This is a genomic window from Reyranella sp. CPCC 100927, assembly GCF_007859315.1.
In the GTDB taxonomy this organism is placed as follows: domain Bacteria; phylum Pseudomonadota; class Alphaproteobacteria; order Reyranellales; family Reyranellaceae; genus Vineibacter.
This window is the reverse complement of the sequence record NZ_VOHA01000001.1, coordinates 287,250-311,032: the sequence shown is the minus strand read 5'-3', so window position 1 is coordinate 311,032 and position 23,783 is coordinate 287,250. Positions and strand designations below refer to the sequence as shown.

At 66.7% G+C, this 23,783-nt stretch carries 28 protein-coding genes; 17 read left to right on the top strand and 11 right to left on the bottom strand.

Going from position 1 to position 23,783, the window contains the following annotated elements; all coding sequences use genetic code 11:
- Positions 1–46 precede the first annotated feature (46 nt).
- The 4 genes from FQU96_RS01435 to FQU96_RS01420 all read left to right on the top strand — a co-directional run bounded on the left by FQU96_RS01435 (position 47) and on the right by FQU96_RS01420 (position 3,016).
- Positions 47–391: a hypothetical protein gene (locus FQU96_RS01435; RefSeq protein ID WP_146539059.1), complete on the top strand. Its 345-nt coding sequence runs from the start codon at positions 47–49 to the stop codon at positions 389–391.
- An 82-nt stretch (positions 392–473) separates the two neighbouring features.
- A complete protein-coding gene (locus tag FQU96_RS01430; RefSeq protein WP_146539058.1) occupies positions 474–1,415 on the top strand; it encodes a hemolysin family protein in 942 nt (313 codons plus the stop codon).
- Positions 1,416–1,553: 138 nt separating this feature from the next.
- Positions 1,554–1,823, top strand: coding sequence for a GlsB/YeaQ/YmgE family stress response membrane protein (locus FQU96_RS01425; protein ID WP_146539057.1), 270 nt, complete (start codon positions 1,554–1,556; stop codon positions 1,821–1,823).
- Complete coding sequence (locus FQU96_RS01420; RefSeq protein WP_146539056.1) at positions 1,820–3,016, top strand: M20 aminoacylase family protein; 1,197 nt, start codon at positions 1,820–1,822, stop codon at positions 3,014–3,016. The genes FQU96_RS01425 and FQU96_RS01420 overlap by 4 nt, the downstream gene beginning before the upstream one ends.
- Before the next feature lie 7 nt (positions 3,017–3,023).
- On the opposite strand, the gene FQU96_RS01415 is transcribed toward FQU96_RS01420, so the two are convergent.
- The 7 genes from FQU96_RS01415 to FQU96_RS01385 all read right to left on the bottom strand — a co-directional run bounded on the left by FQU96_RS01415 (position 3,024) and on the right by FQU96_RS01385 (position 10,289).
- Positions 3,024–3,515 carry a class I SAM-dependent methyltransferase gene (locus tag FQU96_RS01415; protein ID WP_146539055.1) on the bottom strand — a complete coding sequence of 164 codons (492 nt, stop codon included), beginning with the start codon at positions 3,513–3,515 and terminating at the stop codon, positions 3,024–3,026.
- Between the two features lie 86 nt (positions 3,516–3,601).
- Positions 3,602–4,048, bottom strand: a complete 447-nt coding sequence (locus FQU96_RS01410) for a cyclic nucleotide-binding domain-containing protein (protein ID WP_146539054.1) — start codon at positions 4,046–4,048, stop codon at positions 3,602–3,604.
- Positions 4,049–4,066: 18 nt separating this feature from the next.
- Positions 4,067–6,781: an ATP-binding cassette domain-containing protein gene (locus tag FQU96_RS01405; RefSeq protein WP_146539053.1), complete on the bottom strand. Its 2,715-nt coding sequence runs from the start codon at positions 6,779–6,781 to the stop codon at positions 4,067–4,069.
- A gap of 91 nt (positions 6,782–6,872) precedes the next feature.
- Positions 6,873–7,772: a shikimate dehydrogenase gene (locus tag FQU96_RS01400; RefSeq protein WP_146539052.1), complete on the bottom strand. Its 900-nt coding sequence runs from the start codon at positions 7,770–7,772 to the stop codon at positions 6,873–6,875.
- A gap of 2 nt (positions 7,773–7,774) precedes the next feature.
- Positions 7,775–8,398 carry a Maf family protein gene (locus tag FQU96_RS01395; protein WP_218574570.1) on the bottom strand — a complete coding sequence of 208 codons (624 nt, stop codon included), beginning with the start codon at positions 8,396–8,398 and terminating at the stop codon, positions 7,775–7,777.
- A gap of 52 nt (positions 8,399–8,450) precedes the next feature.
- The gene (locus FQU96_RS01390) at positions 8,451–9,569 is read right to left on the bottom strand and encodes a PQQ-dependent sugar dehydrogenase (RefSeq protein ID WP_146539051.1); all 1,119 of its coding nucleotides are present in this window, start codon (positions 9,567–9,569) and stop codon (positions 8,451–8,453) included.
- 237 nt (positions 9,570–9,806) lie between these two features.
- Positions 9,807–10,289: a copper chaperone PCu(A)C gene (locus FQU96_RS01385; protein ID WP_146539050.1), complete on the bottom strand. Its 483-nt coding sequence runs from the start codon at positions 10,287–10,289 to the stop codon at positions 9,807–9,809.
- A 283-nt stretch (positions 10,290–10,572) separates the two neighbouring features.
- Between FQU96_RS01385 and FQU96_RS42070 the strand changes: the two genes are divergently transcribed.
- The 3 genes from FQU96_RS42070 to FQU96_RS01375 all read left to right on the top strand — a co-directional run bounded on the left by FQU96_RS42070 (position 10,573) and on the right by FQU96_RS01375 (position 13,319).
- Positions 10,573–10,722: a hypothetical protein gene (locus tag FQU96_RS42070; protein ID WP_178130241.1), complete on the top strand. Its 150-nt coding sequence runs from the start codon at positions 10,573–10,575 to the stop codon at positions 10,720–10,722.
- Positions 10,723–10,923: 201 nt separating this feature from the next.
- Positions 10,924–11,898: a quinone oxidoreductase gene (locus tag FQU96_RS01380; RefSeq protein WP_146539049.1), complete on the top strand. Its 975-nt coding sequence runs from the start codon at positions 10,924–10,926 to the stop codon at positions 11,896–11,898.
- A gap of 137 nt (positions 11,899–12,035) precedes the next feature.
- Entirely contained in the window at positions 12,036–13,319 is a 1,284-nt protein-coding gene (locus tag FQU96_RS01375) for an NAD(P)/FAD-dependent oxidoreductase (protein ID WP_146539048.1), read from the top strand.
- A gap of 2 nt (positions 13,320–13,321) precedes the next feature.
- Here FQU96_RS01375 and FQU96_RS01370 read toward each other — a convergent pair whose 3' ends face one another.
- Entirely contained in the window at positions 13,322–14,050 is a 729-nt protein-coding gene (locus FQU96_RS01370) for a haloacid dehalogenase type II (protein ID WP_146539047.1), read from the bottom strand.
- A 95-nt stretch (positions 14,051–14,145) separates the two neighbouring features.
- On the opposite strand from FQU96_RS01370, the gene FQU96_RS01365 reads away from it, so the two are divergent.
- From FQU96_RS01365 to dnaQ, 4 genes are read left to right on the top strand one after another with little or no spacing between them, the layout of a single operon-like run.
- Complete coding sequence (locus FQU96_RS01365; RefSeq protein WP_146539046.1) at positions 14,146–14,376, top strand: AbrB/MazE/SpoVT family DNA-binding domain-containing protein; 231 nt, start codon at positions 14,146–14,148, stop codon at positions 14,374–14,376.
- On the top strand, positions 14,366–14,707 hold the full coding sequence (locus FQU96_RS01360; protein ID WP_146539045.1) for a type II toxin-antitoxin system PemK/MazF family toxin: 342 nt from the start codon (positions 14,366–14,368) through the stop codon (positions 14,705–14,707). Before FQU96_RS01365 ends, FQU96_RS01360 begins: the two co-directional genes overlap by 11 nt.
- Positions 14,708–14,712: 5 nt before the next feature.
- Positions 14,713–15,375, top strand: a complete 663-nt coding sequence (coaE, locus tag FQU96_RS01355; RefSeq protein ID WP_146539044.1) for a dephospho-CoA kinase — start codon at positions 14,713–14,715, stop codon at positions 15,373–15,375.
- Positions 15,376–15,382: 7 nt separating this feature from the next.
- Positions 15,383–16,075: a DNA polymerase III subunit epsilon gene (gene dnaQ, locus FQU96_RS01350; protein ID WP_146539043.1), complete on the top strand. Its 693-nt coding sequence runs from the start codon at positions 15,383–15,385 to the stop codon at positions 16,073–16,075.
- Positions 16,076–16,117: 42 nt separating this feature from the next.
- Here dnaQ and secB read toward each other — a convergent pair whose 3' ends face one another.
- Entirely contained in the window at positions 16,118–16,588 is a 471-nt protein-coding gene (secB, locus tag FQU96_RS01345; RefSeq protein ID WP_146539042.1) for a protein-export chaperone SecB, read from the bottom strand.
- A gap of 125 nt (positions 16,589–16,713) precedes the next feature.
- On the opposite strand from secB, the gene FQU96_RS01340 reads away from it, so the two are divergent.
- Positions 16,714–18,480: a hypothetical protein gene (locus FQU96_RS01340; RefSeq protein WP_178130240.1), complete on the top strand. Its 1,767-nt coding sequence runs from the start codon at positions 16,714–16,716 to the stop codon at positions 18,478–18,480.
- 3 nt (positions 18,481–18,483) lie between these two features.
- On the opposite strand, the gene glk is transcribed toward FQU96_RS01340, so the two are convergent.
- A complete protein-coding gene (gene glk, locus FQU96_RS01335) occupies positions 18,484–19,467 on the bottom strand; it encodes a glucokinase (RefSeq protein WP_255467866.1) in 984 nt (327 codons plus the stop codon).
- 68 nt (positions 19,468–19,535) lie between these two features.
- Between glk and FQU96_RS42065 the strand changes: the two genes are divergently transcribed.
- The 3 genes from FQU96_RS42065 (at position 19,536) to nhaA (ending at position 21,955) form a co-directional block, all read left to right on the top strand.
- Positions 19,536–19,706: a hypothetical protein gene (locus tag FQU96_RS42065; RefSeq protein ID WP_178130239.1), complete on the top strand. Its 171-nt coding sequence runs from the start codon at positions 19,536–19,538 to the stop codon at positions 19,704–19,706.
- A 217-nt stretch (positions 19,707–19,923) separates the two neighbouring features.
- Positions 19,924–20,697: a Bax inhibitor-1/YccA family protein gene (locus tag FQU96_RS01330; RefSeq protein WP_146539039.1), complete on the top strand. Its 774-nt coding sequence runs from the start codon at positions 19,924–19,926 to the stop codon at positions 20,695–20,697.
- Positions 20,698–20,782: 85 nt separating this feature from the next.
- Positions 20,783–21,955, top strand: a complete 1,173-nt coding sequence (nhaA, locus tag FQU96_RS01325; RefSeq protein ID WP_146539038.1) for a Na+/H+ antiporter NhaA — start codon at positions 20,783–20,785, stop codon at positions 21,953–21,955.
- A 2-nt stretch (positions 21,956–21,957) separates the two neighbouring features.
- Here nhaA and FQU96_RS01320 read toward each other — a convergent pair whose 3' ends face one another.
- Positions 21,958–22,206, bottom strand: a complete 249-nt coding sequence (locus FQU96_RS01320) for a DUF1127 domain-containing protein (RefSeq protein ID WP_255467865.1) — start codon at positions 22,204–22,206, stop codon at positions 21,958–21,960.
- 148 nt (positions 22,207–22,354) lie between these two features.
- On the opposite strand from FQU96_RS01320, the gene pyrF reads away from it, so the two are divergent.
- Together pyrF and FQU96_RS01310 are read left to right on the top strand one after the other, a co-directional pair.
- Positions 22,355–23,104 carry an orotidine-5'-phosphate decarboxylase gene (gene pyrF / locus FQU96_RS01315; protein ID WP_146539037.1) on the top strand — a complete coding sequence of 250 codons (750 nt, stop codon included), beginning with the start codon at positions 22,355–22,357 and terminating at the stop codon, positions 23,102–23,104.
- Between the two features lie 14 nt (positions 23,105–23,118).
- Complete coding sequence (locus FQU96_RS01310) at positions 23,119–23,769, top strand: phosphoribosylanthranilate isomerase (RefSeq protein ID WP_146539036.1); 651 nt, start codon at positions 23,119–23,121, stop codon at positions 23,767–23,769.
- Positions 23,770–23,783: the final 14 nt, after the last annotated feature.

Here is a 23,783-nt window from a genome sequence, read left to right as displayed (position 1 = left end):
GCCCCGTCCGGGGTCACTACACACCCCTCGTTCGAGGTCGGTCCGTATGTCCGAGCGACAGCCTGACGCGCCGCGGCCGCTGATCGGCCGCAATGCCGCGCGCGCCTGGCTCGTGGGCACGCAGGTCGTCATGGCGATGCTGCTGATCTTCTGGCTGCCGCTGGCCGGCCTGTCGGTCATGGCGTTCGACACGCCACGCGCACCGGATGATCCTTGGCCGTTGCTGTTCGTCGGCTCGATCTGGTCCTGGCCGCCCGTGGCGTTCGTGTTCTCCCTGATGGCCTGGATGCTGTGCTGGCGCTACGGGCGCAATTTGCTGGCCGTCGTCATCACGACATTGCCGCTGGTCTTTCCGCTCGCCTTCGGGCTGGTCCTGCTGCTGCGCGGCTGACGGGAAGTCAAGCCGCAATTTCGCGTTTCCCAACACCTGTCACACTCTTCCGCCCGCGCACGGCAGTCCCTATAGTCAGGCCATGTCCGAACCGTCGTCCGACCGAAGTTCCGGCGTCACCGGAGCATCCGAAGTCGGTCCGCTGCGCCGTATCCTGCGCAAGCTGCGCCGGCGCAACCGTGGCGAGGAAATACGCGAAGTCATCCAGGAGCTCATCGAGGAGCGGCCCGAGCTGCGCAACGCGCCGCCCGACGAACCGGCGCTGGGCGAAGAAGAACGCGACCTTCTGGCCAACATCCTGGGCTTGCGCGCCAAGACCGTGGCCGATGTCATGGTGCCGCGTGCCGACATCGTCGGCATCGCCATCGACACATCGCTGGAAGATACCGTCAAACTGATCCAGCACGAGGCGCACTCGCGCTATCCCGTGTATCGCGAGTCGCTGGACGACGTCATCGGCATGATCCACATCAAGGACGTGCTGGCCTACTGGGGCAGTGGCCGTCGTTTCCACCTGCGCGATGTGTTGCGTCGCGTAAGCTTCGTGGCACCGACCATGCCGGTGTCCGACATGCTGCTGGAGATGCGCCGGCAGCGCGTCCATATGGCGCTGGTCGTCGACGAGTTCGGCGGCACCGACGGGCTGCTGACGATCGAGGACCTGGTCGAAGAGATCGTCGGCGAAATCGAGGACGAGCACGATACGGAACAGATGGCCGGCCTGGTGGCACGACCGGACGGCAGCTTCGACGCCACCGGCCGTACGCCGATCGACGCCTTCGAGGACATGGTCGGCCCCCTGCTCAGCGAGGAGGAACGTGGCGAGGTCGATACGCTGGGCGGTCTGATCTTCTCGCTGGCCGGCCGCATCCCCGAGCGCGGCGAGGTCATTCGCCATCCGTCGGGGTGCGAATTCGAAATCGTCGATGTCGACCCGCGCCGCATCCGCCGGCTGCGCGTACGCCTGGCCAAACCGTCCAGCGACACGACGTCGGCCGCCATGGCGGTACCGGAGAGCGGCTAGGGATGCAGCCTCGCAGGTTTGACGCGACGGGCGATCTTTAAGCGATGGAACGCAATTTTCCATGCTTCGCTCGGGATGACAGCCGTCATCTTCCGTAGGTAGAGTCGCGTACCCCTCAAACCAAGGAAGGGTGTCGTCATGGATATCATCATCACCATCATCATCGGTCTTGTCGTCGGGCTGCTCGCGAAGTTCATCATGCCCGGCAAGGATCCGGGTGGCATCATCATGGCCGTCGTCATCGGTATCGCCGGGTCGCTGATCGCGACGTATGGCGGCCAGGCTCTTGGCCTGTACCAGCCGGGACAGACCGCCGGGTTCATCGGCTCGCTCGTCGGCGCCGTCGTGTTCCTGATCCTGCTGCGGTTGATCCGTCGGGCGACCGGCGGCGCGGGACCCCAGGCGTGAGCACCAAAATCATCGACAGGCTCAAGGCGATCGAGCCCGAATTGATCGCCTTGCGCCGCGATATCCATCGCCATCCGGAGACAGCGTTCGAGGAGGTGAGGACGGCCGCGATCGTCGCCGACAAGCTGTCGTCCTGGGGCTTCGAGGTGCATCGCGGGTTGGCGACAACAGGCGTGGTCGGCACCTTGAAAGGCAAGCGGCCAGGCCAGAAGACCATCGGCTTGCGCGCCGACATGGACGCCCTGCACCTGCAGGAGAAGAACGACTTCGCCCACCGCTCGACCATCGACGGCAAGATGCACGCCTGCGGCCACGACGGGCACACCACGATGCTGCTGGGCGCCGCACGGCAGCTCGCCGCCGATCCGGATTTCGCCGGCACGGTCCATTTCATCTTCCAACCGGCCGAGGAAGGCCTTGGCGGCGCCCGCGTCATGATCGAGGAAGGGCTGTTCGACCTCTTCCCCTGCGACGTGGTCTACGGCATGCACAATGCGCCGGGCCTGCCGGTCGGCACGTTCGCGATCCGGCCCGGCCCCATGCTGGCCGCCAGCGACTCGTGGACCGCCGTCTTCCACGGCACCGGCGGCCATGGCTCGGCACCCAACCGCGGCACCGACCCGACGATGCCGGCAGCGAGCTTCATCCTCGCCGTGCAAGGCATTGTCGGCCGCAACGTGGCACCGATCGACACCGCCGTGCTCAGTGTCGGGCACATCGCCGCCGGTGCGTTCAATTCACCCAACGTCATTCCGTCCGACGTCACCGTGCGCGGCACATCGCGCAGCTATCGGCCGGCGGTACGCGATATCCTCGAGAAGCGCCTGGGCGACGTCGCCAAAAGCACGGCCGACACCTGGGGCTGCACGGTCGACTACACCTATCAGCGCCGCTATCCGCCGCTGGTCAACACGCCCGATCAGACCAAGGTGGCGATCGCGGCTGCCGCCGCCACCGTCGGCGCCGAGAATGTCGACGGCAACCTCGCCCCTCTGACCGGCGCCGAGGACTTCGCGTTCATGCTGGAAAAGAAACCCGGCGCCTACATCATGATCGGCAACGGCGGCGATGAAGCCGGCGGCTGCCACTACGTGCACACGCCGCTCTACGACTTCAACGATGCCATCATCACGACCGGCGCCACCTACTGGCTGAACGTGGTGCAGCAGGAGCTGGGCGCGGCGGCCACGTGATGTCCGGTCATTCAGCCGCGCGATAGATGAAGTAGCGATCCCTACGCACGCGGTCGGGTTCAGGCAACCGCGTCCAACGCGGCACGTCCAGCGGCTGGTTGACGATCACGTAGCCACCGGGCGCCAACAATGAATCCAGTGCCGGTCCAAGCCAGCCACCGAGCGCCATGTTGGCGGCGTGATCCCCCGTCCCCAAATCGCTGTGGATCAGCACGGCGCGATGAGCGAGCGCCGCAGCCGCACGCGGAAACGTCTCATGCACGTCGCCCAGGAACAGGTGATCATCCGGCGGCACGCAGTCGGGATGCGCATGGACTTCGCGCTCGAACACGTAGATGTCGTGATCCGGCAGCAGGTACCGCAGATGATCGTATGTCCGGCCATTGCCAAGGCCGACTTCCAGGACAGGACCCCGCACCGTGCGGACCTGGGCGGCGGCCCAGTTGAGACAATCCCGTTGCGCCTGCATTCGGCGGATGAAGCTGTCGAGACGGCTCATGGGCGCTCAGTCGCCAGCGAGTCGTCGCCCATCATGAAACACGGTTTCCTGCCCAAAAGATCACTCGCTTCGTTCGAGATGCCGATCTACGCCGCCCTGGCCGCCGCCAATTTGCCGTTCATGTCCTCCACACGGTGGGCCAGTTCGCGCATGATCTCGACCGCCATCTGCGGGAACTCGGCAACCAGCCGGAAGAACATCTCTTTCGGAATTTTCAGTGCCGTCACGCGCTCATGTGCTTTGACGGTGGCGGTGCGCGGCATGTCGCACAGGATCGCCATCTCGCCCACGAAGCCGTTGCGCTGCAGTTCGGCAACCTTGATCGGTCCCGTGGGCGAATCGATCAGGATGTCGGCCGAACCGCCGAGGATGACGTACATGGCATCGCCCATGTCACCCTGATGGCAGAGCTCCTGGCCGGCGTCGAACGTCATGCGGTCGCTGGTGAAGGCCAGCAGCTTCAATTTCGCCGGCTCGATCTTGGAGAAGATCGGCACCGTCTTCAGCAGCTCGACTTCCTCGTTGATGCTCATGAGCCTCTCCTCGCGAGCTCAGCCCGCCGCCAACAGGTCGGCGAAATTCTTGTCTCCGGTCATGTCACCGGGTGCCCCACTGGCCATCACCTTGCCACCCTGCAACACGATCACCTGATCGAAGCGGTCCGCCAGGCTGGCGCGGCTCAACGCCCAAACCACGCCACGCCCTTTACAGACTTCCAAAATCTTGTCCAGCAAACGCTGTTGCGCGGCGCTGTCAAGTACCGCTGTGGGCTCGTTCAGCACCAGCAGGTCGGGCCGCTTCACCAGACCGCGCGCCAGACCGACCTTCTGCCGCTGGACCGCCGACAGCCGCTTGCCGGCAACGCCGACATTATGATCGAGGCCGATTTCGACCACCGCGCCACGCAGATCGAGGCCTGCCAGGACCTCTGAGATCAATGCGCCCACCCGTTCCGACCCTTGCGCCTGGCCGTAGACGATACGGCCGAACAGGATGTTGTCCTGCAAGGTGGCTGCCGTGTTGTAGCGGTTGCGATCGTAAAACTCGATCGCCGTTGCGGCCTCAGGCGGCAGGTTCTCGGCAAAGGCACGCCGCGCCGCCAGCAGGCGCTCCTCCATCGCCGCATCGATCAGACCCAGGCGATGCCGTGCCTCGATGTAACGGAACGGCAGCGCCGCCAAACGGGCTCGTGACGCAGGATCGAGGTCCGCCAGGCTCCGGCCGGCCAGCCGGCTCAGGAGGGTGCGGAACTCGGGCAGGTCCTCGGCAGCGATGAAGCTGAACTGTTCGAAGAACGGATGGCCGGCTGGCAGATCGGCGAACAACTCGACCATCGTTTCGGCGATCGCCACACCCATCTGCAGCAGATCGGTCTCGAGTCCGACCCGGCTCAGCGCTTCGCGCATGTGGGGGTTGGCCGCAATATTGTCGGGATCGAACGTGCGGTCGATGGGCGTGCCGAACAGCAGGTTCTCGGCCACCGACATGTTGCGGTTGTAGCGGGCGCGATCAAACGGCTCGACGAGGGCCGCCAGCGCCGGATCGGCCAGCCGTGCATGCAGCTCATCGCGCGCCATGAGAATCGATTCGGCAACCCGCGGGTGGGCCACCGCATCGACCGTGCCGCGCAAACCGAACTGGTAGATATCTTCCTCCAGCTCGACCACGCGCAGCGCCTCGACGATGCGCCGATCGATGTCACCCGGACCGGTCGCGCCGGCGGCCTCGTAGTCGATCCAATCGTCAGCCGGGTCGAGGTCGGGATTGCCGGAGCGACGGGCCTCGACCGAGAACCGCTCGCGCGCCCGCCGCTTGGCCTCATCATACGCCGCCGGCTTGACCGGCCGGCGTTTCAATCCATAGAGGATGTTGTCGCGCACGCTGACGGGAAACAGATACACGTCCTGCCCGACATAGGAGATGCGCGCGCCGGTCACCGCCTCGGGCAGCGTCGACAGATCGGCGTCACCAATGCGGACGGTGCCGGTGCTGGGCCATACCAGACGCGCGATCACCTGCGTCAACGCCTCCTTGCCGCCGCCCTGCGGTCCGACCAGCGCCAACCGGCGGCTGATCGGCGTGACCAGACTGACGCCGTCGATCGGCTTGGAACCGCCATCGTCGGATACGGTGACTCCCGTCAACACGATATCGCCCGACAGAGGTGATACCGGCCCTTCGGGCGCGACCTGCAGTTCGCGCGCCAGCATGCCGTCGGGCTCGAACTGCTCGGCCACCTGCTCATACTTCTGCTGGACGTCCTGCCGCTGCTGGTCCCAGTCGATCAGCTCCTTCACCGGCCCGGGCAGGTCCTTGTAGGCCAGCAGGACGCCGACGACGCTGCCCACCTGCATATCGCTGAACAGCACCAGATAGCCGCCGATCAGGTAGATCAGGAACGGCGTCATCTGCGCCAGAAGGTTGTTGAGGAACTTGGCCGTGAACTTGCGCTGGAACAGCTCGAACCGGATGCCGAAGATGGTTCCCAACCGGTTTGCGATGTCGGCGCGCTCGTAGTTGGACGTCGCATTGGAGTGGATCTCGTGCACGCCGTCGACCGTTTCGGCGATGCGCCCGGCCAGTTGCCGCGCGGTCAGCTGGCGCTCCCTGCCCAGCGCGATGACACGCCGCCGCAGGCGGGGGATGACGAAGGCCTGGACCGCCAGCACCGCGATCACGATCATGCCCAGCCACATGCTTTGCAGCACGATAAAGAGCAGTGCCGTGATCGCCTGGCCGCCAAGGAAGGCGGGCTGCACATAAGCGTCGCCGATGAAGCCGCCTAGCGGCTCGACCTCATCCTTGATCATGCCGCTCAGCTCCGCGGCCTTGACCTTGCGGAAGTGGGCGTTGGGGAACAGCAGGATGCGATCGTAGAGTTCGTAGCGCAGGCGGCGCAGCATGCGCTCGCCCATACGGCCCTTCTGCGTGTTGATGGACTTCTTGAACATGCCGTTCACGGTGACCATGACCAGGAACAGGCAGCTCATGGCCACCAGGTAGGGCCATTGCGACAACGACAGGCCGTCGAACAGCGTGATCGATCCGGTGTCGGACAGAAACGATGGTACCGGAAGGGTCATACGCAGGAACGACACTTCGGCAGCCGTCTTGAACGCCTTGCCCTCGATGCCGTCGTTGACGATGACCTTGGGGATGTTCAGCGACACGAAATAGAAGACCTGCGCCACCACGACGAGGAGCAGGATGATGAGCTGTTCGTGGCGGCTGTGACGCCAGATATATTTGAACAGGTTCTTGTCCATTCCCCCGATCCACGCCAAACGCGCGGGCCGCTACCGAGCCTGTCGACCGCAGATTAGCCGGTAGCACCCGTCCCTGTCTTGTCCCTTCCGGCTAGGCTCCCAGGTCGCCGGCAACGGCGCGGCGCAAGGCCGGCGTCACGGCAGGCTCGGTGCCGCCGAACCAGGCGGCAAACCCCGGGCGTCCCTGGTGCAGCAGCATGTCCAGCCCGTCGACCGTCAGGTTGCCGCGCGCCTGGGCCCGTACCAGCAGGTCGGTGCGCAGGGGGACGTAGACGGTGTCGTTGACCACGGCCGCCGGCGGCAGGCGATCGAGCGCCAGCTCCAACGGCGGCTGGCCGCGCATCCCCAGCGACGTCGTATTGACCAGCAACCCGGCGTCGGCGAGCGCCGCGTCCCGGCGGTCCCAGTCCTCGACCACCAGCGTGCGACCGTCGTCCGGCGTAAACCGGACGGCGAGGTCGATCGCGGTCTGCCGCGTGCGGTTGACCAGGCGCACCTCCGGCACCCCGGCATCGACCAGGGCCGAAACCACGGCGCGCGCGGCGCCGCCGGCGCCCAGGACAACGGCCGGTGCCGCAGACGGAAGCCAGTCCGGCGCGCCGGCGTGCAATGCCGAGATGAAGCCGAACGCATCCGTGTTGCGTCCCTCCAGCTTGCCGTTGTCGCGGCGGACCACCGTGTTGACCGCGCCGATGCGCGCCGCCGCCGGGGTGACATCGTCGAGCAACGCCAGTGCCTCGATCTTGTGCGGCAGGGTCAGATTGCAGCCGCGCGCCATCGGTGTGCGGCGGATGAAATCGAACGTCGCCCGCAGGGCGGCACCACCCGGCTCGACGGCCAGGCGGCCATAGTAACCTTCGGCTTTGCGCCGTTTCAGCCAGTAGCCGTGCAGCGCCGGCGACCGCGAGTGCAAGACCGGCCAACCGACGATGAAGGCAAACGGTCGGCCCGCTGCGGCCGAGGACAACGAGGAGAAGTCCGGAGACGCCATGATCAGCTCCGCAACGCGCCGGCCGTACGCAACCAGGCCAGCAACGGCAACAGCGGCAGACCGAGAATGGTGAAGTAGTCGCCCTCGATACGCTCGAAAAGCTGGGCGCCCGGCCCCTCCAGACGGTAGGCGCCGACCGAGGTGGTCAGCGTTTCGCCGCACACGGCCACGTAGTGCGCCAGGAAGTCGTCGGAGAACAGCCGCATCGTCATCTTTGCCGCCGCGATGTGTCGCCACACGACGACACCGTCGCGCGCGACGGCGACTGCCGAGTGCAGCTTATGTGCTCGTCCGCGCAGGAAGCGCAGCTGCTCGCGCGCCGCCGCAACGTCGTCCGGTTTGTCGAACAGGCGGCCCTCGCAGGCGAGCGTCGTGTCACCGCCGATCACGAGCGCGCCCGGCGCGCGCGCCGAGCCGGCCAGGGCCTTGCGGTCGGCCAGTACCGTGGCCAACGTGGCGGCGCCGGCCCCGGCGACCTCGACCTTCACTGCAGCCTCGTCGACACCGGGAGCGATGGCGGTGAACCGGATCCCGGCGCCTTCCAGCAGCATGCGCCGGCCGGCGCTGACGGACGCCAAAACGATCGTTGGTGCGGCGTCGCCCTGCATCAAACTTGCTTCGACCATTAATCGTTTCTAGCGGGCACCCACGGAGCACGCAACTCGCGACCGCCAACGCTCACGCCGGTTCGATGCGGTAGAGGCCGCCGTTGTCGCTACGCGTGATCAGGTACAGCAATCCGTCTGGACCTTGGCGGACATCGCGAATATCGAACATGCCGGGTACCAGCCGCTCCTCGGACACGTAGCGATCGCCGTCCAATTCGATGCGCACCAGCGCGCTGGCCGACAGAGCCCCCGTGAACAGCGAGCCCCGCCAGGCTGGGAACGCAGCACCGTTGTAGAATGCCAAGCCGCTGGGCGAGATCGACGGCTCCCAATGGCGGACCGGCTCTTCCATGCCGGGCAGCGACTTATGATCGCTGATCTTGGCACCGCTGTAGTCGATACCGTAGGTGGCCAGCGGCCAGCCATAGTTGGCGCCGGCCCTCAGCAGGTTGAGTTCGTCACCGCCACGGGGACCGTGCTCGACCGCCCACAGGCGGCCGCTGACCGGATGCAGCGCGAGGCCCTGGGGGTTGCGATGGCCACAGGTGAAAATTTCCGGCCGGGCGCCGGCACGGCCGACGAAAGGGTTATCGGGAGGCACAGACCCGTCGTCGCGCAGTCGCACGACCTTGCCGCGCAGATCATCGAGCTGCTGGGCCTGCAGCCTCTGGTAGCGTTCGCCGCAGGTGACGTACATCAGGCCAGCCCGATCGAAGACGATGCGCGAGCCGAAGTGGTCGCCGTCGTTGGCCGGCGTCGCATCGAAGATCGGCGTGACATCGGCGAGGCCCCCCTCGCTCCAACGGGCCCGGACCACGCGGGTCACGGCGCCCTCGGGCGCGGGCCCTGCCAACGACAGGTAGAGCGCGCCATTACGCGCGAAATTCGGATGCAGGCAGATGTCCAACAGCCCGCCCTGACCGCGGGCCCGAACCGCGGGCACACCGGCGATCGGCCTGGTTTCCAGCTTGCCGTGCGCGAACACCCGTAAACGCCCCGGTCGCTCGGTGATCAGCAATCGGCCATCGGGCAGAAAGCCGATGCTCCACGGCTGCTCCAGCCCGGACGCCAAGGCGACCAGCCGATAGGACGCTGTCGGGCTGCGGAAGACCTTGGTCTGTGCGTGGAGCACCGCTGGCGATGCCAGGACGCCCGCCAGCCCACCGGCCACGAAAGCGCGCCGCTGCATGCACAATCTCCCACGCACCAGCCGTCAATATGTGTGTACCGGCAACGCTGCACAAGGTGGCGACCGCCGGCATGCCGCTGTCCCGATTTCCGGAAACAAAATCGCCCTCGAGGACGTGCGGCACTGGAAATAACCAGCGCCGCACCGATGAGCTGCACCTGCGATACGGCGCAACGCCGCATTCGGTTCATCCCGTTGCGTGGGACGCCGACAGCGTTGCTGCCGCAGTGCCGTCGATCAATGCTTCATCTTGCCGTGATCCGGCGCCGTGCCCGAGAGCTTCTCGACGGAGATGTCGACAGTGATGGTACCGGCTTTCTCGAAGGTAAGCGTCAGGGGAAAGCGGTCACCGGCTTTCAGCGGCGCCTTCAACTCCATCAACATGACGTGATACCCGCCGGGCTTCAGTTCGACCTTCGCCTTCGGCGCCAGATCGATCGCCGGCACCTCCCGCATGCGCATGACGTCGCCGTCCTGGATGACGGTGTGGACTTCCGTGCGCGCCGCCACGGGCGAAGCGGCCTTGAGCAGCCGATCGGGTGCACCGCCGGTGTTTTCGATGGTCATGAAAGCGCCGCCGGCGCGCGCCATGCGGGCGGTCTCGCGTGCCCACGGTCGCACGATCTTCAGATCACCCTGGGTGTAGTCCTGGGCCCACGCCGTCGGCGCGATGAAAAGCAGGGCCAGCGCGAGCGCGCCATAACGAGAAACGGTAGACATGAGACACCTGTCGTCTGAACGCATGAAGATTGCCGCGATGAATTCTTCAGACGACGGGCGGCCCGCGTGGCCGATGCGATCGCGCCACGGCAGCCGGGTATACACGCGCCGTTACCCCCGCGATGGGTGTGGTGATACGCGCCACAGTCGGCGCTATCACGTCCGCCGGCAGAGGAATGTCGCTGGCCGGCGCGCCCGTGCCTTGACAGAGCGGACAGCCGGCGGGCCCCGGGGGTGCCGCCGGCGGCAACCCATCGGCGTCGCGTGTGACCGGCGGTGCCGGATGCCCCGGCAGACAGAAGGCGGCAACATCAATGCGCTGACCGGCCAGAACGGCGTACAGCATCTGAAGGCGCGCATGCAGCAGCGGCAATGCGGCCTGCAACAGCAGCGCCAGCAGCACGACGCCAACGACATGCGCACGCGCGCCTGAAACGGGCGGCCGGCGGATCGTCACGGTGTCGGCGGGGCGCATGGCCGTCAGGCTTAGTCCAGCGTCACTGCCGCGGCAAGCCCACGACCGCCGACGCGGGTTGGCGGTAGCGACGCACGCGACGGCGTACTAGGGTGCGGCCCCGCGCGAGATGGGGAGCGTCGACCGCGCGTTCGGTACGACAATGCCAAGGAGCACGACATGGTGAAAGCCGTCCGCATCCACGAGACCGGCGGTCCAGAGAAAATGGTCTATGAAGATGTCGAGGTTGGCGATCCCGGCCCCGGCGAGGTGAGGATCAAGCATACCGCCATCGGGCTGAACTTCATCGACATCTACACCCGCAGCGGCCTCTATCCGGTGCCGACACCCAATGCGATCGGGCGCGAAGCCGCCGGCGTCGTGGTGGCCGTCGGCAAGAAGGTGAAAGGCTTCAAGAAGGGCGACCGCGTCGCCTATGCCGGCAGCGCGCCGGGCGCCTATTGCGAAGAGCGCAATGTGCCGGCCGAAATCCTGGTGCCGGTGCCCAAGGGCGTGTCGGACCGCGAGGCGGCCGCGATGATGCTGAAGGGCATGACGGCCGAGTATCTCATTCGCCGCACCTACAAGTGCAAGAAGGGCGACATCGTGCTGTTCCATGCCGCCGCCGGCGGCGTCGGCCTGATCTTCGGCCAGTGGGCCAAGGCGCTGGGCGTCAAGGCGATCGGCACCGTGTCGTCGCCCGAGAAGGCGGCGCTGGCCAAGAAGAACGGCTACACCTGGGTCATCGACTACAGCAAGGAAGACGTCGCGGCCCGGGTGAAGGAGATCACCAAGGGCAAGGGCGTGCCGGTCGTCTATGACGGCGTCGGCAAGGATACCTGGGAGACGTCGCTGAACAGCCTGTCGCCGCGCGGCCTGATGGTGTCGTTCGGCAACGCGTCGGGCCCGGTGCCGCCGTTCTCGCCCGGCGTGCTGAACACCAAGGGTTCGCTGTTCCTGACGCGGCCGTCGCTGGGCGCCTACACGGCCACGCGCAAGGACCTCGAGGACTGCGCCAAGCAGCTGTTCAAGGTGGTCAAGAGCGGCAAGGTCAAGATCACCATCGACCAGACCTATCCGCTGCAGGATGCCGCCCAGGCCCACCGCGACCTGGAGAGCCGCAAGACCACCGGCCAGACGGTGCTGCTGCCGTAACGGCGCACCATTGGAGGCAGGCGCGCCCGTTCGCCTGCCTCCGACCTCTGATCGAGAGTTGGGATGCGATCGCCGGATGATGTCACACGGCGGCGCGGCCGCGCGTCTACCGCTCATGACCACCGAGCGGAGATGACATGAAACGCGTTCTGATCATCGGCAGCGGATTTGCCGGCCTGTGGGCGGCGCTGGGCGCCGCCCGCGCCCGGCGTGACCTCGGCGCACCGTCCATCGCCATCGATGTCGTGGCCCCGACATCGATGCTGTGCCTCAAGCCACGGCTGTACCAGCGTCACGAGCCGGTCTTCGAGGTCGATATCGCGCCGCTGCTGGCCGCGGTGAATGTCGGTTTTGTTGCCGGCACCGTCGAGGCATTGGATACGGCAAGACACGTTGCGTCTTTGCGCACGACGACCGGTGCTGTTGCCGACGCCCCCTACGACACCCTGGTTCTGGCAACAGGCAGCCACACCACGCCGCCACCGCACGCCTGGCGGCCGCATGTTCATGTGCTGGACAGTGCGGCCGAGGCATTCCATCTGCGCCGGCATCTGACGGCCTTGCCGCAGCGTGCGCCATCGGCCGGTCGCTACACCGCCGTCGTGATCGGCGCCGGCTTCACGGGACTGGAGATCGCGACCGAGTTGGGGGGCTGGCTGCGCGAGCTGGCCGTTGGCGGCGGTGAAAATGCCCGAATCGTGCTGCTCGATCGCACCGCGACGGCCGGCGCCACGCTGGGCACCAAGCCACAGGCGGCGATCGCCGACGCCCTGGCACAGACGGGCGTCACGTTCCGGCCCAAGGCGCTGGTGCGCACCATCACGGCGGACGACCGCAGTGCCGACATGCGCGTGGAACTGGAAGACGGCAGCACCATCGCCGCCGCCACCGTGGTCTGGGCAACGGGCATGCAGGCCAATCCGCTGGGTCGCGCGGTGGGTGCGGTCGGCCCCGATGGCCGACTGTCGGTCGATGCCGCCCTGCGCGTTCACGGCCACGCCGCGATCCTGGCCGCCGGCGACATGGCGCGCGCCAGCACGGCCCCGGGCCACGACTCGCTGATGTCGTGCCAGCATGCCATGCCGATGGGGCGCACCGCCGGCCACAATGCCGTCCGTCTGCTGGCCGGCGTCGAGCCCATCGCCTATGCCCAGCCGCGGTACGTCACCTGCATGGATCTCGGCGACGCCGGCGGACTGGTCACGCACGGCTGGGACCGGACCGTCGTGTGGACCGGTGCCGAGGCCAAATCGGTGAAGCAGGCCATCAATGGCTGGCTCATTGCACCGCCACCGGCCAGCCAGCCTGAGCTGGCGCTGCAGCTGGCCGATCCCACACCGATGCCGGCGGTTGATCCTGACCAGATGGCCGCCCAGTGGCGAACGCTGTTGGCCGGCCGGCAGCCGCCCGTGGCAGCGTAGTCCTACGCATCGGCGACCGGTCGGCGTCCCGCACGGTGCAGGGCGACCAGCTCGGCCAGGCTCGCCACCTCGGCGTCGGGGTACACACTGGCCTCCGGTGTGGCCCCGGCGCCCTCCCGTCCCTTGCGCCGATTGACCCACATCGTCTTCAGCCCGAGCGCCTGGGCGGGGACGATATCGTGGAACAGGCTTTGCGCCGTGTGCAGGATCTCGCCCTTCTTGACGCCCATGGCCGACAGTTCGCGCAGCAGATACTCGAAATTGCGCCGGTTCGGCTTATAGGAGCCGATATCCTGGGCTGTGATCACGTGATCGAAATCGACCTGCAGCTTCTCGTTGCTGCGGGCGAACGACGCCCGGTCGACGTTGGACAGGATGACCAGCCGGTAGTGGCGCTTCAGATACTGCAGGCTCTCGGCGCTGTCGGCGAAGGCCGGCCAGCGGCCTACCGACTCGCCGAACGCACGGGCATCGGCGCTGCTGGCCGGCAAGGTCCATTGCTGTGCCAGGGCCAGGAAGACATCGGCCAGAATCTCGGGATACAGCTTCCGCGGCGTCGCCGCTTCGCACCGTGTTTCCGCCGCGCTGAAGGCATTCAGAATTTCCTCATCGGCCAGATTGACCGCGTTTCGCATGATCCATGGCCGCAGCTCGCTCAGCAGGCCGCGTTCCCAATCGATCAGCGTGCCGTAGCAATCGAATGACAGGGTGGTAAAATCGGTAAGTTTCACGAGTTATCCTCCGTCAAACTGCCGAAATGGCCGGCCGGCCGTTGAAAGTCTTCCCGAATTCCCTAAACTGGACTTCCTTACGCAGGAAGTAAGGAATGCGGGAAATCAGCCGACTGACATCCAAGGGCCAGATCACGATCCCCAAGGCGGTGCGCGAAGCCCTGTCATTGGGCGAAGGGGATCTGGTCGCCTTCGCCGTGGCCGACGGCCAGGCCACCATGCGCAAAATCGCCATGCGTGTCGAGGTCGCCGACCGGGATCAGGCCAACGCGCAGCTCGACGAATGGGGCGGCGCGGCCGACGAGGATGCCTATCGTGATCTGTGACCGGTTCGATGTCGTCGCCATCCCGTTTCCGCTGGGGTCGGCAGCGCCCACCGGTCGCCGGCCGGCCCTGGTCCTGACCACCCGCACGCTCAACCTGGCCCAAGGTCACACCGTCTTTGCCATGATCACGTCAGCCGAAACCGCCGGCTGGGCCACCGACATTGCCGTCGCCGACCTGGAAGAAGCCGGCCTGCCGGCGCCGTCCGTCGTGCGCCTCAAGCTGTTCACGCTGGACAACGGCGTGCCGCTGGGACGGCTGGGGACGCTGGCCAAGAAGGACGCCAAGGCCGTGCGTCGCGCCCTGCGCGAGGCCATGGGGGAGGACGACTGAGCGCCATGATGATCGTGGGACTGACCGGCTCGATCGGCATGGGCAAGTCGACAGCGACCCGGCTGCTGCGGCAGATGCGGATCCCCGTCTACGACGCAGACGCCGCCGTGCATGCCGTGCAGGGCCGCGGCGGCGAGGCGCTGCCCGCCATCGAGGCCGCGTTTCCCGGCAGCGTGCGCGACGGCGTTCTCGACCGCCCCGCGCTGGGCGCCAAGGTCTTTGCCGACCCGGCGGCACTGCGCCGCCTGGAGGCCATCGTCCATCCGCTGGTGCAGGCGCGGCAGCGGGCGTTCCTCAAGCATCACGCCGCCCGCGGCACGCCCCTGGTCGTGCTCGATATCCCGCTGCTGTTCGAGGGCAACGGGCACCATCGTGTCGATGCCACCCTGGTGGTCAGCGCGCCGGCTTTCCTGCAGCGGCGGCGCGTTCTGGCACGCCCCAGCATGACCGAAGCGAAATTCCTCGACATCGTCCGGCGCCAGGTGCCGGATCGGACCAAGCGCCGCCTTGCCGATTTCGTGATCCCCAGCAACGGCGGCATCGCGCCGACCCGACGGGCGCTCGAAGCCGCGTTGGATGCACTATCCCGCCGGCGTGGCACGACATGGCCCGCCAAACCCTGGCGCGAACGCTGGACGGCCCAGCTCGCGCGGCAACGCAAGCGATAGGAACGAGATGCGCGAACTCGTGTTCGACACCGAGACCACGGGACTGGATCCGCGCGCCGGCCATCGGCTGGTCGAGATCGGCTGCGTCGAAATGGTGAACGGCATGCCGTCAGGCGAGACCTTTCACACCTACCTGAACCCGCAGCGCGACATGCCCGACGAGGCCTTCCAGGTCCACGGGCTGTCGAGCGATTTTCTGAGCGACAAGCCGCTGTTCGAGACCGTTGCCGAAGCATTCGTGACGTTCGTCAGCGACGCCCGCCTGGTGATCCACAACGCGCAGTTCGACATGGGGTTCATCAATGCCGAGCTCGACCGGCTCGGCATGCCGCCGCTGAAGAACGAGGTGGTCGACACGGTCACGCTGGCGCGCCGCAAATTCCCCGGCCAGCGCGTCAGCCTAGATGCCCTCTGCGAGCGCATGGGAGTCGACAACTCACGCCGCACCAAGCATGGCGCCCTGCTCGACGCCGAGCTGTTGGCCGATGTCTATATCGAGCTGACCGGCGGCCGGCAGCGCGGACTGGACCTGGTCGGCGCCGGTACCGAAGTCCGGGTCGATGTGCTGGTCGCCGCGACGCACCAGGAACGGCGACCGCCACGACCGCATGCGCCCAGCGCCGCGGAGCTCGCCGCCCACGCGGCGTTCCTGGCAAAGCTCAAGAACCCGATCTGGCTGCTGGAGGCCGCGGCGGCGTAAGCCTTTTCGGATCACGGGCGTGAACGCCCGTGGTCCAAAGAATCAGGCTGTACCGACCTGCCCGCCGGCCTGCTCCAACTGCTGGCGATAGAGGGCGGCGAAATCGACCGGCGCGATCTGCAGCGGCGGGAAGCCGGCCTCACGCGTCGTGTTGGCCACCACGGCGCGCGCAAAGGGAAACAGCAGCCGCGGGCACTCGATCAGCAGCAGCGGTCCGACGGCTTCCTGCGGCACCTCGCCCAGAGTGAAGACGCCGCCATAGACCAGCTCGAGCACGAAAACGACCTCGTCCTTCTCGGTCTTGGCATCGGCCTCGACGACCAGGGCGACTTCGTAGGTGCTGCCTTCAAGCTGGCGCGTCTTCACCAGCACGTTGAGGCCCAGTTGCGGCTGGCCCTGCTCCATCAGGCTGTGCGGCGAGCGGGGATTCTCGAACGACAGATCCTTCACATACTGCGCGTGCACGGTCAGCGGCGGCGGTGGCGCGGAGTCAGCGGATTGGGCATCGCTCATGCGGGATCCTGTCGGCCAAAGGGTGGCGGTCGGTAGCACGCGCATTCCCGCCGCACAAGCGACGCACGGTGGACGGAAACGGGTCTGCTATGGTGCGGCAGAATCGGGGCTTGGGGGAGCGAGTCATGGTCACCGCCGGCCGGTATATCGGCCTCCTTCTGCTTGCCTTGCTGACGTCATGCGGCCGCCCGCCCAATACGGCCGTGGCAACGGCCGTGGCAGAACGATCCTACGGCGCCGTCACCGCCGCGACGCCGATTGTGAGCCTGATCCGGCAGCGCGACATCCGCCCATTGGACCCGGCATCATCGACACCGCTGCTCGACCAGGCCATGCGAGAGTTGCGGAAAACCGATCCCCAGAATCGCTACGCCGGCATCACCTACAGCCTGACCCGGAACAACGCGCTGGGTCGCGGATGGCTGATACAGACACCCGATCGATGGGGCCACCACGCTGCGGATTTCCCCTTCTATCCGCTGGCATGCGAAGGCTGCGTTGCGGACATCGACCTGCCGCGCTGCCGCAGCGACGCCGATTGCAAGAACGGGGGCACGTGCCGCGCCCTGTCGAGTCTGGACGTCTTGCCGGATCCCGCCGATCGCAGGGTCTGCGTGGGCCACTCCGACGGCGTGATCGATCGCATCTACAATCTCGTCATCCGGGCGCGGCGGACGGTGGACATTGCCGTCCTGCAACCGCCCCCCGATAGCCGCTTCCTGGCGGCGCTTCGCAATGCGATCACGATGCTGGGACGTAGCGGCCGCCCGGTGCAGGTCCGCGTTGTGGTCGGCCACTATCCGCTGGCCGGCGTCGATCCCTCGCCGCTGGCAATGACGCTCACGCGCGATCTTGCCGGCCTGCCGATGTCACGGGTCACGCTGCAGGTCGCTGCCGTTCGCTCCTGTGCTGGCGAATCCGGGTGCGACAGCTACTCGTGGAACCACGCCAAAATCGTCGCGGTGGACGGCCAGGACGCCCTTGTCGGTGGCCACAACATGTGGACTCGCGACTACCTTCTCGACCATCCGGTGCAGGATCTGTCGATGCACGTCAGCGGACCGGCCGCAGCCGATGCCGTCGCGTTCATCGATGCCCTGTGGCGGTTCGCCTGCAGTGCCGTCGGCACGCCGGCCGCTGTTGCCGTGGCAAGTCTGCCGGCGCAAAGCACCGAACCGGCCAGTACTTGTCTTGCGGTGGCGGCAGTACGACACCGGCCGCTGCCAGCAGGCGCCACGCCGATCCTGGCCACGGGCCGACTGGGGGCGGGCATCACGCCGGACTTCGCCAACCAGAGCGACCTGGCGCGCGACCTGCTGCTCGGCGCCGCCCGGCGCACCATTCGCATCGTGCAACAGGATCTGGCGTTCACGCTGGGCAGGCTCGATCCGCTCTACCCTGAAAGCACGCTGCAAAGACTCGCCGACTTCCTGCTGTCGGAGACGGGAGACCTGTACATCGTGCTGTCGGATCCCAGCGCCGTCGGCAACAGCGGTTCGAGCTATGGCAACGGCGTCAGTCTCGAGGCCGTAGCGCGCAAGATTCGACAGGTCGTCCGCGCCCGCACCGCCATGCCGGACACGCGGCTTGATGACCTGCTCTGCCAGCGTCTGCACTTGGCGCCGTTCCGGTTCGGGCCCGACTCGACGTGGCCCGACAAACGCCCCATCGGTACCCACACCAAGTTCTGGATGGTGGATGACCGCATCGCCTACATCGGGTCGGACAACTTCTATCCCGTCGACCTGCAGGAGTTCGGCTACATCATCGATTCCCATGCGGCGGCGGCCGAAATCCTGCATGCGTTCTGGACGCCGCTGTGGCGGTGGTCACGGCAATCGGCCGTTTCCGGTGCTGACGCGCCGCAGTGCACATTCGCCGGCGGCAAATAGCATTCAAGGGTGTCCGGTTCTGCCGCGCGCCACGGCAGCAAGCCCGACAAAAGCCGGATTGGGTCTCAGAATCACGTGCACGGGGATGGCCGCGAGATAGTCGTGAAAGCGACCTTTGGCTTCGAACTGGGCGCGAAAGGCCGAGCGCGCAAGATGGTCGACGATGCGGGGAACAATGCCGCCGGCGATATAGACGCCGCCGCGGGCACCGAACGTCAGGGCCAGGTCGCCGGCCGCCGCGCCCAACATCGCGCAGAACATGTCGAGTGCCTCGCGGCAGACCGCACAGGTTCCGGACAGCGCCGCCTCGGTGATCTGCGCCGGGCTGCGGACGGGCACCGACGTGCCGTCAACGGCAGCGATCGCGTCATGAAGGTTCACCAGCCCGTCGCCGGACAGCACCCGCTCCACGGAAACGTGGGCAAAGCGCCCCCGCAAACACTGGATGACGGCGTCCTGTCGCTCATGGGTGGCCGACGCCGTGGCGTGACCGCCTTCCGTCGCGATCGCAATCGGCGGATCCCCCGGAACAAGGCAGGCGACGCCCAGACCGGTCCCCGGCCCGAGCACGACGCATGGCCCCGGCCGGGCTGTACCGCCCCCGACGCCGGTCAGGTCGGCCGGCTGCAGATGCGGCAGCGCCTGCGCTGTCGCCTCGAAATCGTTGATCACGTCGACATGACGAAATCCGAAGGCCGCGCGCAGTTCGCCGGCGTCGACCACCCAGTCGCTGTTGGTGAATGTGCAGCGACCGTTCTCCACCGGACCGGCCACGCCGATCGCGGCGGCCGCAATGGGACCCGCCGACCGGTTGCGATCGATGAAAGCCTTGATCGCGTCATCGGCGCTCGGATAGTCGGCGACGGCCAGGACGTCGATGGCCCCCAGGACATCCCCGTCATAGAGCGCGAAGCGGGCATTGGTTCCGCCGATGTCGGCCAGCAGATAGTGCGTCAATGATGAAAACCTCTCGCTGCCTGTCCCGATGACGTCGGAACCTTTCAGACAACCCCGCCGTTCGCCCCTTGAGGCAACTTCGACAGAGTCGGACGGTCATGGCAACCCATCCCCGCACCGAGACCAACGATCAGGCGCCGCCGGCCACGGTGAGCCCGGATGAGGCGCGTTCCGCCGTCAAGCTTCACGTGATGCGCTACGTGCTGGCCACGTCGTTGGTGGCCGTCGTCGCCGGCATGATTCTCGCGTGGCTCTATTTCGCTCAATAAAACGCTAGCCGCAGCCGCCGGCACGGCCGGCCGCAGGTACTGCTGTTGAATGCCAACGGCATGATTTCATTTGTCTTTCCATGCTCCTTGGATCTTCGCCATGCATCAGACTCTGACGTTAACCTGACAACATGGGTATTGATAAATTCAGGACTCTTGCCAATATGACTGACGATAATTCTGGACACGGCGAGAACCCGTGCCGAGGAGGCTACGCATGGCTCAATGGGACAACAACGCGAACGCCTACGGCCAGCCACGGCCGGCCTATGGCGGCGCGACGACGATCGACCAGGCGCAGTTCGACGCCGGTCTGCGCTCGCACATGCTGCGCGTCTACAACTACATGGCCTCCGGCCTGGCGCTGTCCGGCATCGTCGCGCTGGCGGTGTACAGTGTTCCGGCGCTGAACGCGTTGTTCTTCAGCGTCAACCCGGCGACCGGCCGCATGGGCATGACTGTCCTGGGCTGGGTTGCCGTCCTGGCGCCGATCGGTCTGATCCTGTGGGCGAGCTTCCGGGCTCATGCCATGGGCACCGGCACCGTGAAGGGCATCTACTGGGCGATTGTCGCTCTGAACGGCGTCGGCTTCACGGTCCTGCTGTATCGCTACACTGGCGTCAGCATCGCGCGTACGTTCTTCATCACCGCGGCCGCCTTCGGCGCGCTGAGCCTGTACGGCTACACCACCAAGCGTAGCCTGGCGGGCATGGGGACGTTCCTGTTCATGGGCCTGATCGGTATTCTGATCGCCGGCCTGGTGAACATCTTCGTCCAGTCGTCGATGCTGCACTTCATCATCTCGGCGGCGGGTGTGCTGATCTTCGCGGGCTTCACCGCCTACGATACGCAGCAGATCAAGGAGCAGTATTCGGAAGCCTACGGCACGGACGTTCAGGAGAAGATGGCCATCTTCGGCGCGCTGAACCTGTACCTGGACTTCGTGAACATGTTCCAGATGCTGCTGTCGCTGATCGGCGACCGCGAATAGCCTCGAGCAGCCACGCGTTTTTCGCGACGCCCGGACCGCAAGGTCCGGGCGTTTCGCTTTCAGGGAAGAAGAATCCGATCTCGTCATGCATCGTGCCGTTCATCGTTTCTTTCAATCCGACGCTGCGCCGGGAATCGTCCTGATCGCCGTCGCGGCGATCACCATCATCCTGGCGAATACGCGGCTGGAGCCGTTCGTCCAGAGCTTCCTGGCCACCAAGCTAACCTTGAGCTTTGGCGATCTGGGGCTCAGCAAGGCACTGGTGTTGTGGATCAACGACGGCCTGATGGCCGTGTTCTTTCTGCTGGTCGGCCTGGAGATCAAGCGCGAAGCCGTGGAGGGCGCGTTATCGCAGCCCTCGCAGATCGCGATGCCCGTCGTGGCCGCCGCTGGCGGCATGATCGCACCGGCGGCGGTCTATGCCGCCCTGAACTGGAGCGACGCTACGGCGCTACGCGGCTGGGCCATCCCGGCGGCGACCGACATCGCCTTCTCGATCGGCGTGCTGGCCGTGCTGGGCCGCCGCGTGCCGCTGGCCCTGAAGCTGTTCCTGACCACTCTGGCGATCGTCGATGACCTGGGTGCCATCATCGTCATCGCGGCGTTCTACACGTCCGAGCTGTCCACGACGGCGCTGGCACTGGCGGGCGTGTGTGTTGCCGCCATGGTGGGGCTGAACATCGCCGGCGTCCGCCGCGCGGCTCCCTACCTGCTGATCGGCACGGCGCTGTGGGTCTGCGTGCTGAAGTCAGGCGTTCACGCCACCTTGGCCGGCGTGGTCACAGCCTTCTGCCTGCCGCTGCGCGGCGGCGATGAAGCACCCGACGACCGGGCTTTCATTCACCTCGAGCACGGACTGCAGCCCTGGGTGGCTTTCTTCATCATGCCAGTCTTTGCCTTCGCCAATGCCGGCGTGTCCTTCGCCGGCCTGACGGCCGCACACCTGGTCGAGCCGGTCACCCTGGGGATCGCGGCCGGCCTCTTCATCGGCAAGCAGATCGGCGTGTTCGGCGCCGCCGCGCTCTTCATCCGGCTGGGCTTTGCCGCGATGCCGGCGGGCGGCACGTGGCTGAAGCTTTACGGCGTCTCGCTGTGCGCCGGCATCGGCTTCACCATGAGCCTGTTCATCGGCACCCTGGCCTGGGACGACCCCGCGTACGCCGCGCCGTTGCGCATCGGCGTGTTGGTAGGCTCGATCCTGTCGGCCGTGCTGGGCTACGCTGTGTTGCGATGGTCCCGGCCGGCGCAGGCCGCCTAGCCTCACGGCTGCCAGAACCATTTGCGACATTCCGCAGCGCGCTGCGCCTTTGAGATCCCGATGTCGGCCAGCGCGCGGTCGTCCAGCTGACGCAGCGCGCGGCGTGTCCGGCCGCGGTGAAACCAGACGGCGAGGGATGGAAGCCATCCCGGTCCAGCCGGTATGCGGACACCGAGGCCCCAGCGCAGACGACCGGGCGAGGACAACCACGCCGTCCCGTTCTGCATCTTCATTTCCTGGAAAGCGGTCATCGCCAGCACTCCGTTTGCCGGCCACCGTCATGCCAAATGGAGCAAGCACGTTGTTGCGGCAGCGGCCGAACCGGCCGGCGACCGACAGCCGAGTCGACAAGGGCAAGGCCTTGCCCTAGGTTCCGCGCGCCCGCAAAAAGCCTGCCCCATGAGCCGACCGAACCCCATTTACTGCGCTGTCGACACCGTCGATCTGGCCGAAGCCGCCAACCTGATCCGCCAGGTTGCCAGCGGTGCACGACCGGCGGTCGGTGGCGTCAAGCTGGGGCTGGAATTCTTCCTCGCCCATGGCGCACCTGGCGTGCGCTACGCCTTCCCCGATCCGGTGCGGCTGACGGGCATCGGCTTTTTCCTCGACCTGAAACTGCACGACATTCCCAACACGGTGGCCGGCGGTATCCGTGCCGTGGTCGATCTGGCGCCGACCTACATCACGCTGCACGCCGCCGGCGGCCGGGCAATGATGCGGGCCGCGGTCGAAGAGACGGGTGCCCAGGCGTTGAAGCGGGGTTTGCCGCGCCCGAAGCTGCTGGGCGTCACCGTGCTGACGTCGCTCGACGGCAGCGATCTTGCTGCCGCGGGTGTCAACGGTGATCCATCGGATCAGGTGAAGCGCCTGGCGTTGCTGGCACGCGAGAGCGGGCTCGACGGCGTGATCTGCTCGCCGCATGAGATCGCGCCGCTGCGCCGCGAGTGCGGCACCGACTTCGTGCTGATGGTGCCGGGCATCCGGCCGGCCGGCAGCGCCACCGGCGACCAGAAGCGGGTGATGACGCCGCGACAGGCGGTCGACCAGGGTGCCTCGCACCTGGTGGTGGGCCGACCGATCTCCCAGGCGGCCGATCCGCGGGCCGCCGCCGAGGCGATCGCGCGCGAGGTCGAGGTCAACAATGTCTGACCCGGACGCCTGAGATGGCCATCGTCGCCAAGATCTGCGGACTGCGCACCGAGGAGGCGGTCCAGGCGGCCGTCGCCGGTGGTGCCCGTTACGTGGGCTTCGTGTGCTACCCGCCATCGCCGCGCCACATCGCCTTTCATGAGGCGGAGAAGCTCGCGGCGCTGGTGCCGGCGCATGTGTTGCGTGTCGGTTTGTTCGTCGATCCCGACGACGATCTGCTGGGCGAGTGGCTCGAAGGCGGCGCCCTGGACATGCTGCAGCTGCACGGCACCGAGTCAGCCAAGCGTGTGGCGCGCATCCGCACGATCGCCGACCTGCCGGTGATGAAGGCGGTGCGGGTGGCGACCCGCGAAGATGTCGAACAGGCGATCGACGTCTATGGTTCGGTCGCGGACCGCCTGATGTTCGACGCCACACCGCTGGCCGACGACCCGCAGGCGCTGCCCGGTGGCAACGGCGTACCCTTCGACTGGCGCATCCTGGAGGGCGTCACGGTCCCCAAACCGTGGATGCTGTCGGGCGGGCTGACACCGGAAAATGTCGCGGCAGCCGTGCATGCAACAGGCGCCAAGGCGGTCGACGTATCGTCGGGTGTCGAGAGCACGCGCGGCGTGAAGTCGGTCGAGCGGATCAAGGCTTTCCTCGCAGCGACAGCAAAACTTTGAAGGGGAGAAACGCC